The 12,691-nt window shown below is 43.4% G+C and carries 12 protein-coding genes; 5 read left to right on the top strand and 7 right to left on the bottom strand.

Translation table 11 applies throughout. The features are described 5' to 3' along the window. Nucleotides 1-69: 69 nt before the first annotated feature. Together gshB and rsmE are read right to left on the bottom strand one after the other, a co-directional pair. On the bottom strand, nucleotides 70-1,020 hold the full coding sequence (gene gshB / locus TI10_RS09960) for a glutathione synthase (protein WP_049583152.1): 951 nt from the start codon (nucleotides 1,018-1,020) through the stop codon (nucleotides 70-72). A gap of 9 nt (nucleotides 1,021-1,029) precedes the next feature. Further along, complete coding sequence (rsmE, locus tag TI10_RS09955) at nucleotides 1,030-1,761, bottom strand: 16S rRNA (uracil(1498)-N(3))-methyltransferase (protein WP_049583151.1); 732 nt, start codon at nucleotides 1,759-1,761, stop codon at nucleotides 1,030-1,032. 415 nt (nucleotides 1,762-2,176) lie between these two features. On the opposite strand from rsmE, the gene TI10_RS09950 reads away from it, so the two are divergent. Then, nucleotides 2,177-2,851, top strand: coding sequence for a prepilin peptidase (locus TI10_RS09950; protein ID WP_080985018.1), 675 nt, complete (start codon nucleotides 2,177-2,179; stop codon nucleotides 2,849-2,851). Between the two features lie 34 nt (nucleotides 2,852-2,885). Here TI10_RS09950 and TI10_RS09945 read toward each other — a convergent pair whose 3' ends face one another. Both TI10_RS09945 and TI10_RS09940 read right to left on the bottom strand, forming a co-directional pair. Further along, complete coding sequence (locus tag TI10_RS09945; protein ID WP_049583150.1) at nucleotides 2,886-3,527, bottom strand: DsbA family protein; 642 nt, start codon at nucleotides 3,525-3,527, stop codon at nucleotides 2,886-2,888. A 63-nt stretch (nucleotides 3,528-3,590) separates the two neighbouring features. Then, nucleotides 3,591-4,475: an MBL fold metallo-hydrolase gene (locus tag TI10_RS09940; protein ID WP_049583149.1), complete on the bottom strand. Its 885-nt coding sequence runs from the start codon at nucleotides 4,473-4,475 to the stop codon at nucleotides 3,591-3,593. A gap of 106 nt (nucleotides 4,476-4,581) precedes the next feature. On the opposite strand from TI10_RS09940, the gene TI10_RS09935 reads away from it, so the two are divergent. Continuing rightward, entirely contained in the window at nucleotides 4,582-5,496 is a 915-nt protein-coding gene (locus tag TI10_RS09935) for a LysR family transcriptional regulator (protein ID WP_049583147.1), read from the top strand. Here TI10_RS09935 and TI10_RS09930 read toward each other — a convergent pair. After that, nucleotides 5,479-6,414, bottom strand: coding sequence for a LysR family transcriptional regulator (locus tag TI10_RS09930; RefSeq protein WP_049583146.1), 936 nt, complete (start codon nucleotides 6,412-6,414; stop codon nucleotides 5,479-5,481). The two genes, TI10_RS09935 and TI10_RS09930, sit on opposite strands and share 18 nt — an antisense overlap. 124 nt (nucleotides 6,415-6,538) lie before the next feature. Here TI10_RS09930 and lysA point away from each other — a divergent pair, with 124 nt between their 5' ends. Further along, complete coding sequence (gene lysA / locus TI10_RS09925) at nucleotides 6,539-7,825, top strand: diaminopimelate decarboxylase (RefSeq protein WP_049583145.1); 1,287 nt, start codon at nucleotides 6,539-6,541, stop codon at nucleotides 7,823-7,825. A gap of 73 nt (nucleotides 7,826-7,898) precedes the next feature. Here the strand turns inward: lysA and fadE are convergent, their stop codons facing one another. Then, nucleotides 7,899-10,334, bottom strand: a complete 2,436-nt coding sequence (gene fadE / locus TI10_RS09920; protein ID WP_049583144.1) for an acyl-CoA dehydrogenase FadE — start codon at nucleotides 10,332-10,334, stop codon at nucleotides 7,899-7,901. Between the two features lie 259 nt (nucleotides 10,335-10,593). On the opposite strand from fadE, the gene lpcA reads away from it, so the two are divergent. Both lpcA and TI10_RS09910 read left to right on the top strand, forming a co-directional pair. After that, the gene (lpcA, locus tag TI10_RS09915; RefSeq protein WP_049583143.1) at nucleotides 10,594-11,175 is read left to right on the top strand and encodes a D-sedoheptulose 7-phosphate isomerase; all 582 of its coding nucleotides are present in this window, start codon (nucleotides 10,594-10,596) and stop codon (nucleotides 11,173-11,175) included. 24 nt (nucleotides 11,176-11,199) lie between these two features. Further along, nucleotides 11,200-11,967: a class II glutamine amidotransferase gene (locus tag TI10_RS09910; RefSeq protein ID WP_049583142.1), complete on the top strand. Its 768-nt coding sequence runs from the start codon at nucleotides 11,200-11,202 to the stop codon at nucleotides 11,965-11,967. Here TI10_RS09910 and TI10_RS09905 read toward each other — a convergent pair. Beyond that, a complete protein-coding gene (locus TI10_RS09905; RefSeq protein ID WP_053093439.1) occupies nucleotides 11,938-12,672 on the bottom strand; it encodes a L,D-transpeptidase family protein in 735 nt (244 codons plus the stop codon). The genes TI10_RS09910 and TI10_RS09905 overlap by 30 nt on opposite strands. Between the last annotated feature and the right edge of the window lie 19 nt (nucleotides 12,673-12,691).

The raw sequence follows: 12,691 nt of genomic DNA, 5'->3' as shown, positions 1-12,691 counted from the left end.
TAGCCCACAGTATGTGGGCTAAAAGTATAAATGACAAACCCTGACAGGCAAATTCGCAAAAAGAATTTTTTATTTCTCTAACCGTTCTTCAATCGCATTCATTAACATGCCAATGATTGAAATATCAGGGAAAGCGGCTTCTATCTCGCGTGCACAGGTTGGACTGGTGACATTAATTTCAGTTAGTTTGTCACCAATGATGTCCAGACCGACAAAAATTAACCCTTTTTCTTTTAAAGTCGGAGCAACTGCTTTGGCGATAGCCCAATCGCTTTCTGAAAGCGGACGAGCTTCACCACGGCCGCCCGCAGCAAGATTACCACGAGTTTCACCTTGGGCAGGGATGCGAGCCAGGCAATAAGGAATGGGTTCGCCATCGACAATTAATACCCGTTTATCACCCTCTTTTATCGCTGGTAGGAAATTCTGCGCCATACAGAAGCGATCGCCATGTTCCGTCAGGGTTTCAATAATTACGCCAACGTTTGGGTCATCTTTTTTCAGGCGGAATATTGATGCACCGCCCATACCATCTAGTGGTTTAAAGATGACATCACCATGTTTCAGGTGGAATTCACGCAATTGAACGGCATTGCGAGTCACTAAGGTATCTGGTGTTAAATCAGGGAACCAGGCTGTGAATAGTTTTTCGTTACAATCGCGCAGGCTTTGCGGTTTATTGACAATAAGAGCGCCTTTCTCTTCTGCTCGCTCCAGAATATAAGTGGCGTAAATGTATTCAGTATCAAATGGAGGATCTTTACGCATCAAGATGACATCCAATGTTTCCAGTGCCAGATCTTGTTCTTTATCGAATTGATACCATTGCTGTGGACGGTTTTCTACCTGTAATAGGCGGGTACGTGCGCGTGCTTCCCCTTGGTGCAGATAGAGATCGCTCATCTCCATATAATGGAGTTCCCAGCCGCGGCGTTGTGCTTCCAATAGCATGGCAAAACTGGTGTCTTTCTTGATGTTGATGGATGAAATGGGGTCCATCACGATGCCGATTTTGATCATTCTTTCTCCTTAACCCAAATCGCCGAAACGCACTTGTAATGCGGTAATTGCGGTGAGCGCTGTCGTTTCTGTTCTCAATACCCGTGGCCCTAACAGGATATCAGTAAATTGGTAATTAGTTGTCATAGCAATTTCATCTATCGATAATCCACCTTCCGGGCCAATCAGTAAACGCACTTTTTTTACAGGTGAAGGTAGGGTATTGATGCTTTGGCTGGCTCGTGGATGTAGATTTAATTTTAAACTGCCATCATCTTCTGCACACCAGCGTTCGAGTTGCATCACTGGGCGAATTTCAGGTATACGGTTGCGATAGCATTGCTCACAGGCAGCAATAGCAATTTTCTGCCACTGTTGAAGTTTTTTAGCCAGCCGTTCTCCATCCAGCTTTACTCCGCAACGTTCAGAAATTAAAGGCGTAATAACATTTACCCCTAGTTCTACAGATTTTTGAATGGTGAATTCCATTTTTTCACCGCGGGATATGACTTGCCCCAAATGGAGATGAAGTGGTGATTCATTATCGGCAAGTTCGCTATTGCTGATATGTACTTTGATAGATTTTTTGCTAGCTTCGGTAATCTGAGCGTTGAAGATCTGATTGCTGCCGTCAAACAGTTGCAACTGTTGACCATGACTCATTCTGAGTACCCGCCCAACATGGTTAGCCGCCTCATCACTCAGATAAATTTCAGTGTTCGATGAGAGTAATTCCGGGTGATATATGCGGGGTATGCGCATGTTTTTCTTTCCTTCCTGCGGGTATATACATAAAGCAATAAATAATGGAGGGTATGATAAGGGAGGCTTAATCCAATTATCAAGCTATCTCGATACAGATTGTTATCTCTGAATAAATGTTGCGAGTCTGCTCGCATATTTATATTTAATTTGACTGTTTTATATTTATTTTGTTGTTTTAAAATAGTGTTGTTTATTATTATCTTTTTATGCCAAAAACATAATGAATATTTGTTTTTTTACTTAATTAAAATATTCATTATATACCTAATAGATTTCGAGTTGCAGCGCGGCGGCAAGTGAACGAATCCCCAGGAGCATAGATAACTATGTGACTGGGGTGAGTGAAAGCAGCCAACAAAGCAGCAGCTTGAAAGATGAAGGGTATATAATTAATTTGGAGATGTTTTATTAAATGGATATTAATGTTGAGGTGATTGTTTTAGCTATTTTTATTGGAATAGTGTCTGGAATAACTTTGAATAAAGTGATATTTGTATTTATTAAAATTATTTATGGATATGAGAAAATAGTTTTTAGTTGTTTTCAGGTTGAACTAGTGACGTTGTTTACAACGGCTTTCTTTATGATTTATTTTCCATGGAATTTTAATTTATATGTTGCTTTGATATTTGTTTGGATGCTAATTATATTGTCTTTTATTGATATAAAAATTAAATTATTGCCAGATATAATAAATTATCTGTTTTTATGGTTGGGGTTATTACTGAATTTGAATCAAACTTTTGTGCCTATCGAACAAGCTGTGACAGGTGCGATTGCGGGGTATTTAATTTTATGGTCGCTCTATTGGTTATTCAGAATAATTTGTCATAAAGAAGGATTAGGCTATGGTGATTTTAAGTTAATGGCGGCGGTTAGTGCTTGGTTGGGGATTGGCGCCATTCCTTTATTAATGTTTTTGTCCTCATTGTTTGGTCTGATTGGGTACTTTTGCATGTGGAGAATACGAAAAAATTACCAAGAGTCTGTTGCTTTTGGCCCATATATAGCCATTTCTGCGGCCATCATGATCTATATGCATTTATTGGGAGTGGATGGGGTGTCGTGGATGGCGCCCGATAGCTGAAAATGTATGGGCGCCAGTAGTTAAAATTGTGGTATTAAAACTGATCGTGAATCAACGCATCTTGCCAACGTTTGGGTTGTCCCAAGTATTTATCAAGAGAAATAATAGATAGCTCGTTTCTGTTATTTTCCAGAATAAACGTAGGGAAGCCTGAGCCGCCAACTGCTGCCAATAGTTCACGGCTTTTCCTAATGTGTTGGAGACTTTCTGATTCATTATTCAATTTCAGCTCTTGCTGAAACAGTTCTGAATCAAGCTGCAATTCATTTGCTAAATTCAATAATGTTTCAGTTTTGCTGATTTTTAATCCACGAACATAATGCGCTTTTTGTACTGCCAGTAACATTTCGACACTTTTACCAGCCAATTTTTCTGCTGCAATAATGGCTGATATTGGTGGCAATGAATCCATAATCAGTGATTTATCATTTAACAGTGCGACATATTGCTCACTGAAAGTTTGCCCGGTAAGGCTTGCGATCCGTTTATCCTGACTAAGAACGTAATCACGCCATGTGCTGTCTATTTGGCGTCTGTTATCTCCCGTCAGCATTCCGCCGCCATGCAATTCAATTTTTACATTTGCGACCTCTTTTGCTGCTTGTATCAGAGAGGAAACGCCATAACACCAGCCACATAGTGGATCATAGATATAATGCAGAGTCATTCCGGGCATATTACTTATTCCTAAAAATACTTGTTCCTAAAAATACTCATTCCTAAAAAAGAGTTAATTTATTTACTGGGGCCACTTCATTTCGCCTTTCAGCACCTTAGCACTTAATTCAAGGCTGGATTTGTCTCCAAGTTTTGGATAGTGCTTTTCCATTGCGGCTATTAGCGCTTTTGAATCTTTCGCTTTTGCCAGCTCTTTCTCAAAAATAGTCAGGTATTCTTGCGTGAAATGAACGGATTCCAACGTCATTGGGGTGTTACCAATGAAATGTCCCGGAACTACAGTTGTCGGTTTCAGCTCTTTTATACGATCTAATGTCTGCATCCAATTTTTACGGGATGCTTTAGATTGTGTATCTGCCATCCAGACATGAATGTTACTTGAAACAGTGACGCCGCCGACTACCGCTTTTAGTTTAGGTATCCAAACGAAAGTGCGGTCAGCCGCAGGGCCATCAAGACCTTCGACGATCAGCTTTTCACCGTCAACTGTAAAAGTGTTACATTCCAGTGGTTGCGGCACGATAACTTTTTTTGGGGCCTGTTCTTTCAGAACACCTCCCCAATAAGCCAGTTTGCCATCTTTGGTCTTTTTGATTTCTTTAATGGTTTCTGGTGATGCAATGACTTTTGCGTTAGGGAACGCTTTGGTCAGTGTATCAAGGCCAAAATAGAAATCAGGATCAGACTGACTGATATAGATAGTTGTCAGTTTTTTGCCGGTATACTTAATCCTTCTGGCCAGTGCTTCAGCGTCATTTTTTTGGAACTGAGCATCGATCAGTACAACTTCTCTATCACCGATGATGAGCTCAGAAGAGACGGGAAATACGCTTCTTTCACCTGGATTGAAAACATCCAGTTTTAGGTTTACGGCTTGTGCCAGAGAAATAGTACCCAAGGAAAGGATACCTGCCAGCGCAATATTTAATGTTGTTTTGCGAGTCATGATTGAATTCCTGATGTTGTGTATAGCAAGGTTCATAATAAGTTGCGTTTTTCGATGAAAAAACCGCATAATTGGCAATTATTTGTTGCATAAATCGAGCTAATTGATGGATAGAGTCACTGCTGCGCAAGTGTTCACTATAATTGTAGAACAAGGCAGCATGATTGCCGCATCGGAACGGTTAGATATGTCGCGGGCAATGGTATCCCGATATCTGGCTGAAATGGAAAAATGGGCGGGAGTACGTCTGTTACATCGTACAACGAGAAAGATCAGCCTGACATCGGCAGGAGAGATCGCCTATCAGCGCAGTCGTAAATTATTGCAATTGGCGGAAGAGATTCCGGTTCATCAACCAGTAGCAGCGCAGGAGCTGAGTGGTCTTCTGCGAATAAGCAGTTCTCAATCTTTGGCGGTGAGCGCATTGTCTGTGGCGATTCCTGAATTTATGCAGCTTTATCCTCAGATAGCCATTGATATGCAAATGAGCAATAAGGCAATAAATTTGGTCGAGGAGCGGATAGATTTAGCGTTACGCATTACGAATAACCTAGAACCGAATTTGATCGCCAGACCGTTATCGACATGTCATTCTGTGGTTTGCGCTGCCCCTTCTTACCTGATGGGAAAAATGCTCCCTCAAAAGCCTGCTGATTTAGCCCTGCATAACTGTATGACTTATAACTTTTTTGGCAAAAGTCTTTGGTTATTCGAACGTCGAGGGGAAAAATATTCTGTTCCTGTTAGTGGTACTTTGAGTGCTAATGAATCGATGGTGTTAATGGAAGCAACATTACAAGGCGCGGGAATTGCCATGCAACCCTATTATTCTGTTGCTTCACACTTAGCATCAGGAAAATTGATTCAGTTGTTGCCAGAATATCGACCTCAGGCTATGGGAATTTATGGTATTTATGCCAGCCGTCAAAATATGCCAGCAACGCTGAGGGCATTACTGGATTTCCTGGTGCAATGGTTTGCTTCTTCTCCATACTGGCAAGCGTTAATGCTGAAAAGCTGACTTTAGTTTTTGAGGAAACAGGGCAATTTGTGCTTTTAAGTGTTCAATAAAAGTATCCACTGGGGCAGAAGAAGGGCGGTGAATGGGCTTTATCAGGCTGACAGTAAAGGGAATGTTGAGACTGAATGGGCGAGCGCATATTTCAGATTTGCCGTGGCTGTCCAGATAATCAAGTACGGTCAGTGGGTTGACAATAGAGACACCAATGCCTTCGCGCACCATTGCACATACTGATGCCGCACTGTGAGTTTCCATAATCATGCGGCGGCGAATACGGTGTTCTGCGAATATTCCATCAATGAGTTGACGATAGCTATCCGTTATCGAAAGGCTAATAAAGTTTTGTTCGCTGAAATCTTCGGGAGTCAATAACGGTTTATGACTGAGAGGATGAGCGGCGGGTAATACGCAAATTTCATTTAGCGTGATTAGTGTTTCTCTCCGTGTACCCGGTGGTGTCTGCAAATGCTCTGTTAGACCTAGATCATGGCGTTGAGCGGAGAGCCACTCTTCCAGTAGCGGTGATTCCTGTGGAATGATTGTTAAATTAGTATCAGGGTATTGACGGGTGAAGTGGCGGCAAACTTTCGGTAACAGCGATTGAGAAAATACCGGCAGGCAGGCGATGGAAAGCTGAGCATGTTGAAACTTACGTATGTTATCAGCCGCATTCATTATTCTTTCAAGTCCATAATAAGAGCGCTGAACTTCTTCAAAAAGGCGCAATCCCTGTGCTGTCGGATGTAGGCGACCTTTTACTCGGTCAAATAGTTTGAATTTTATTAGATGCTCGAATCGGGCTAATTCACGACTGACGGTTGGTTGTGATGTTTGTAATAAAATAGCCGCTTCTGTCAGGTTTTTTGTCGTCATTACCGCATGGAAGATTTCAATATGGCGCCATGAACAAGAAGACATAAATTGTTCCTTCAAATGATAATTCTATATCACAGATGAATAGACTATAACGAAATGGATATTTTTATTCCTGCTTTTTACTGCCAATAATGGGTTATTTGCCGACTTTGTGAGAGGAACCCTGATGAGCGCTTTTACCCGCAATAATTGTCCTAATTTGATACCAGAGAATTTGAGTCTCCTACCAGAGACATATGGTACTCCATTATGGGTTTACGATAGTGAAACAATTATTCAAAAAATCAAATCATTATATCAATTTGATGTAATTAGGTTTGCTCAGAAGGCTTGTTCTAATATTCATATTTTGCGGCTGATGCGTGAGTATGGTGTGAAAGTTGATGCCGTTTCGCTCGGGGAAATTGAGCGTGCTTTGCGGGCTGGATTTTGTCCAGGGCAAGAAATAGCAGATATTGTTTTCACTGCTGATTTAATCGATGGGCCGACGTTGCAAAGAGTAACCGAATTGGATATTCCGGTTAATGCGGGTTCTATCGATATGTTGGAACAGATTGGTCAATGTAAACAAGGGCATCCGGTATGGTTGCGGATTAATCCTGGGTTTGGTCATGGTCATAGCCAGAAGACGAATACAGGAGGGGAAAACAGTAAACATGGTATTTGGTATCAGGATCTGCCGCAGGCAATTGAGAAAATCCGCCACTATGGATTGAAATTGCTTGGTTTACATATGCATATCGGTTCTGGTGTTGATTATCATCACCTTGCCAGTGTGTGCAATGCGATGGTTGAACAGGTTATTCTTTGTGGCGAAGATATTCAGGCAATTTCAGCCGGCGGTGGTTTATCGACTCCTTATCATCAGGGAGATGAGCGAATCAATATCGCTCATTATTTTGGGTTGTGGAATGATGCTCGTAAAAGAATTGAGCAGCATTTAGGTCATAAAGTTGAGTTAGAAATTGAGCCGGGGCGTTTTTTGGTGGCGGAATCTGGCGTTCTGATGACAGAAGTTCGGGCGATTAAACAGATGGGGAATCGTAATTATGTTCTGGTGGATGCGGGGTTTAATGACCTAATGCGTCCAGTAATGTATGGCAGTTATCACCATATCTCAGTTTTGCCTGCTGATGGACGTAAGATTGAGCAATTGCCATTGCGGGAAACGTTAGTTGCGGGGCCGTTATGTGAATCCGGTGATATCTTTACGCAGGTTGAGGGCGGGGGGATTGCTCCAAGGGCGTTGCCGCCTGTTCAAATTGGCGACTATTTAGTTTTTCATGATACTGGCGCCTATGGTGCGTCAATGTCCTCCAATTACAATAGTCGTCCGTTGATCTCTGAAGTGTTGTTTGTTAATGGTCACCCTCAATTAATTCGCCGCCGTCAAACAATTGAAGAGTTGTTAGCATTGGAAGAGGTATCCTTTGCTTCTACATCTAAGTCATAAAATACGGGGCGATATTTGTTAAGATATCGCCCCATGATTAATTTAGTGTTTAACTCTCTTTAAATCATTAGTTTTAAGCGGCTTCTGTTCTCCGCTTTTCAATGTGGGCAGGAACAGCCAATGCTTCTGGTTCAAACTCATCGACATTAATAGAACGTAGACGGCTTGCTTCAGCGCGTTTTAGAATTGCGGCCTCGTCTGGCGTGATCTTACGTTCTGCGAGTGCGCGTTCTGCCAGCTTATCTAGGCGAGTAAAGCCGAGGCGTTTACCTGCTTCGCGACTCAAACGGGCATGGATCGGTTCTGCGGCGATAATATCGTGCAGCGCTTCTTCCAATAGTCCGTGAGGATTGTGCTCGCTTGGTGTCAGATATTGACCTCGGCCAATGCGATCACGGGTAGCAGACGGTTGTTGTAAGATCTGGGCCAGTTTGTGATCCAGATGGTCGGATGGCGCTGAATGTACACGTCCTAGAGGGAAAACAATAGCACGCATCAGACCGGCAACCAGACGATTCGGGAAGTTACTCAGTAAATTATCTATCGCCTGCTCTGCCTGATACAAACTATCTTGAACGGCCCACTGAACTAGCGGCAAATCTTCTTTTTGACGACCTTCATCTTCATAGCGTTTCAACGTCGCGGAAGCCAGATAAGTTTGACTCAGAACATCTCCAAGACGGGCTGAGACACGTTCACGACGTTTCAGGCTACCACCTAATACACCCATTGCCACATCTGATAATAGCGCAAGGTTGGCACTCAGGCGGTTTAATTGCTGATAGTAACGGCGTGTTGCATCATTGACCGGCGTGCTGCTGGTTCGGCCATTGGTTAAGCCAAGCCAGAAGCTGCGTAACATGTTGCTAGCGACGTGACCAAGATGACTAAACAGTGCCTTATCAAAGTCTTTAATACGGTTATTTTCCGCCGCAGCCATTTCATCAAGGACATAAGGATGGCAGCGGATAGCTCCCTGACCGTAGATAATCATGTTACGGGTCAGAATATTGGCGCCTTCAACGGTAATAGCGATAGGCGCGCCTTGATAAGCGCGAGCAAGGAAGTTGGATGGACCAAGGCAAATACCTTTACCACCGGCAATGTCCATTGCGTCAATAATTGAGCGTTGGCCTCGGTGAGTACAGTGATATTTCACGATAGCGGATAACACAGAGGGTTTTTCACCTAGCATAATACCGGTTGTTGCAAGCGTTGCAGCGGCATCCATCAAATAGGCGTTACCGGCAATGCGTGCCAGCGGTTCTTCAATCCCTTCCATTTTACCGATTGGCATTTTGAATTGGCGACGGATATAAGAGTATGCGCCAATCGCCATCGCAACACTTTTCAAACCGCCGGTTGCATTTGACGGCAGAGTGATACCACGGCCGACAGACAGACACTCAACCAGCATACGCCAGCCTTGTCCGGCCATTTTGGGCCCGCCAATGATATAGTCGATGGGGACAAAGATATCTTTACCGCGAGTTGGGCCATTCTGGAACGGAACGTTCAGTGGGAAATGACGGTGACCAATTTCTACTCCCGGTACATTGGTTGGAATCAATGCACAGGTAATACCCAATTCTTCTTTGTCGCCCAATAAACGGTCAGGGTCAGACAGTTTGAAAGCCAGACCGAGTACGGTCGCGATAGGTGCAAGTGTGATATAGCGTTTGTTCCAGGTCAGGCGCATACCCAGAATTTGCTCACCTTGCCATTCTCCCATACAGACTACGCCTGTATCAGGGATTGATCCGGCATCAGAGCCAGCTTCCGGGCTGGTCAATGCGAAACATGGGATCTCTTCACCACGGGCAAGCCCAGGTAGATAGCGGTTCTTCTGCTCTTCGGTGCCATAATGCTGTAACAATTCACCAGGGCCGAGAGAGTTAGGTACACCTACGGTGATTGCCAGAATGCCGGATGTTCCCGCCAATTTTTGCAGCACTCGTGCCTGTGCATAGGCTGAGAATTCCAGACCGCCATACTCTTTTTTAATGATCATGGCAAAGAAACGGTGCTCTTTCAGGTAACGCCATAACTCAGGCGGTAAATCAGCAAGTTCATGGCTTATCTGGAAATCATTGGTCATACGGCAAGCTTCTTCTACCGGGCCATCCAGAAATGCTTGTTCTTCGGCGGTTAACTGAGGCTTTGGATAATCATGTAGTTTTTTCCAGTCGGGTTTACCGCGGAACAGTTCACCTTCCCACCAGGTAGTACCTGCGTCAAGAGCTTCTTTTTCCGTGCGAGATAGACTTGGCATCACCTTACGGAAGGCTTTTAGGGCCGGAACAGTCAGTAAGGAGTGGCGCATTGGCGCAAAATTCAGTGGGAACAGAATAATGGCCATTGGTAACAACATCCAGTAGCTCCATGCATCAATAGCGCCCATCAAGACGGTATAGACAAGGAGCAGTAGGCTGCTGAGACTGAGATTGACTTTGTGATAGCAAAGTATCCCAATCAATACTAAGAATAGAATAATACTCAATGTGGTCATAATAAAAGCTCCTGGTTAATCTCAGGGTCAGGTAAGTCATCAGAGGTCGGACCTGTTGTGGTGTTCTTCTCTTTTTAGACCAGGAAATCGTTTTTAGCAATATCTTTACATCTTAATTACAATGTAGCTCACAAACTCGTGGTGATCGGCAGCGGATTAAATCTCCAGAAACGAGATGTTGTCTTCTTTCAATTCTCTTGATCCGGTAAACTGCCATCCGGCACAACATTAAAGATTACCTGACCGAAGTGAGGAGCCTATGTATCAAGACCTGATCCGTAGTGAATTGAATGAAGCCGCGGATACGCTGGCAAAGTTTTTAAGCGACGATGCAAATATTGAAGCAATTCAAAAAGCAGCAGTATTACTGGCTGATTCATTTAAAGCGGGTGGCAAGGTACTGTCCTGCGGTAATGGGGGTTCGCATTGTGATGCGATGCATTTTGCAGAAGAATTGACAGGCCGTTACCGCGAAAATCGTCCTGGCTATCCGGCGATTGCGATTTCTGATGTCAGCCACCTTTCCTGCGTCAGTAATGATTTCGGGTATGAATTTGTTTTTTCGCGTTATGTGGAAGCCGTTGGGAAAGAGGGAGATGTATTATTGGGTCTCTCTACTTCCGGTAATTCCGGTAATATTATTAAAGCCGTTGAAGCTGCCCGTTTAAAAGGCATGAAAGTTATTACGTTGACAGGCAAGGATGGCGGTAAAATGGCAGGAACCGCTGATGTGGAAATCCGTGTTCCGCATTTTGGTTATGCAGATCGTATTCAGGAAATTCATATCAAAGTTATTCATATCCTGATTCAACTTATCGAAAAAGAGATGGTTAAAGCCTGATTTTATAGGCTACAGAGGTGGGCAATGTGTGAGTTACTTGGCATGAGTGCAAATGTGCCAACAGATATCTGCTTTAGTTTAGGTGGTCTGATTCAACGGGGTGGTCATACCGGGCCCCATAAGGATGGATGGGGGATCACATTTTATGAGGGGCGGGGCTGTCGCACATTTAAAGATCATCAACCAAGTTACAATTCGCCCGTTGCTCGCTTCGTACAAGAGTACCCGATTAAATCCAGAGTGGTGGTTTCTCATATTCGACAGGCTAACCGCGGTAATGTTGCGTTGGAAAATACTCATCCTTTCATTCGCGAGATGTGGGGACGTAACTGGACTTATGCCCATAATGGGCAGCTTAGAGGCTATCGGCAGCTTGAAACTGGTCAGTATCGTCCCGTTGGGCAAACGGATAGTGAACATGCTTTTTGCTGGATTTTACATCAACTTTCACAAAAATATCCAAGAACTCCCTCCAACTGGCCTCAGGTTTTTCGTTTTATCGCCTCACTAGCAGACGAACTTAGCAAAAAAGGCGTATTCAATATGTTGCTGTCAGATGGGCGTTTTGTGATGGCATATTGCTCAACCAACCTCTATTGGATCACCCGTCGGGCGCCGTTTGGAAAAGCAAAACTTCTGGATCAGGATGTTGAAATTGATTTTCAACAGCATACACAGCCGGACGATGTTGTTTCTGTTATTGTGACCCAACCGTTAACTGGTAATGAAGCCTGGAATCGTATTGAGCCGGGTTGCTATGCGCTATTTCATCTTGGTGAACGCGTATTGTGATTGATGTTGCAAAAGTGGTGATTTGTCAGGTGTAGCATTAATTACATATTGACCGTTAATGACGTTGATCGTTGCTGGCCGATGATTTTTTGCAAAATACTCATAGGCCGGTTGTAATTGTAGCCAAAACATATAATGGGAGGATGAACGGTGGCGTAGCATATTCTGTGGTGTCATTTTGAATGGATAAATACTGATATTAATTTCATATTGCCCGCGCAATAATGCACTTTCTACATAATAGTAGATCTCATCCATGTAACCATTAGTCATAGCGTAGCAACCGACAGACTTACACTCTCCGTGGATCATTAAATAATTGCCGGAATAGCCTCTGAATTTATCGTATTCATTTGGAAATCCGAGATTAATAGATCGGTAATACCGACTATTTGGATTGAGTTGATGGGTTTTTACACGATAGAAGCCTTCAGGGCTTTTCAGGTCGCCTTCTGTGGTTTTGGGACCAAGGCCGCCAGAGTAATTACAGATGGGGTAGCTTTTGGATAGTTGGTAGCTTCCATGACTATTTTTAGTATAAAGCTCCAGTATCCGCTCTTCTTTGAATATTTGGATAAAGACAGGAGAGCCGGTCTGCGAAGGAGAATTTTGCGTCAATTGAACTAAAGTATCCTGAGCATAGATAGGAGTGAATGAACTCAATAACAACAATATTATTGCAGGAAAAGCCGCAGTTTTTTTCATGTGACTACCATAATAGCGA

The organism is Photorhabdus luminescens subsp. luminescens, from assembly GCF_001083805.1.
In the GTDB taxonomy this organism is placed as follows: Bacteria; Pseudomonadota; Gammaproteobacteria; order Enterobacterales; family Enterobacteriaceae; genus Photorhabdus; species Photorhabdus luminescens.
Note: the sequence above shows the minus strand (reverse complement) of the source record. Positions and strands in the feature narration are given on the sequence as shown.

Excerpts from the sequence above, each read along its gene's own strand:
- gshB (WP_049583152.1), bottom strand. The coding sequence starts at position 1,020 with ATGATCAAAATCGGCATCGTGATGGACCCCATTTCATCCATCAACATC.
- rsmE (WP_049583151.1), bottom strand. The coding sequence starts at position 1,761 with ATGCGCATACCCCGCATATATCACCCGGAATTACTCTCATCGAACACT.
- TI10_RS09950 (WP_080985018.1), top strand. The coding sequence starts at position 2,177 with ATGGATATTAATGTTGAGGTGATTGTTTTAGCTATTTTTATTGGAATA.
- TI10_RS09945 (WP_049583150.1), bottom strand. The coding sequence starts at position 3,527 with ATGCCCGGAATGACTCTGCATTATATCTATGATCCACTATGTGGCTGG.
- TI10_RS09940 (WP_049583149.1), bottom strand. The coding sequence starts at position 4,475 with ATGACTCGCAAAACAACATTAAATATTGCGCTGGCAGGTATCCTTTCC.
- TI10_RS09935 (WP_049583147.1), top strand. The coding sequence starts at position 4,582 with ATGGATAGAGTCACTGCTGCGCAAGTGTTCACTATAATTGTAGAACAA.
- TI10_RS09930 (WP_049583146.1), bottom strand. The coding sequence starts at position 6,414 with ATGTCTTCTTGTTCATGGCGCCATATTGAAATCTTCCATGCGGTAATG.
- lysA (WP_049583145.1), top strand. The coding sequence starts at position 6,539 with ATGAGCGCTTTTACCCGCAATAATTGTCCTAATTTGATACCAGAGAAT.
- fadE (WP_049583144.1), bottom strand. The coding sequence starts at position 10,334 with ATGACCACATTGAGTATTATTCTATTCTTAGTATTGATTGGGATACTT.
- lpcA (WP_049583143.1), top strand. The coding sequence starts at position 10,594 with ATGTATCAAGACCTGATCCGTAGTGAATTGAATGAAGCCGCGGATACG.
- TI10_RS09910 (WP_049583142.1), top strand. The coding sequence starts at position 11,200 with ATGTGTGAGTTACTTGGCATGAGTGCAAATGTGCCAACAGATATCTGC.
- TI10_RS09905 (WP_053093439.1), bottom strand. The coding sequence starts at position 12,672 with ATGAAAAAAACTGCGGCTTTTCCTGCAATAATATTGTTGTTATTGAGT.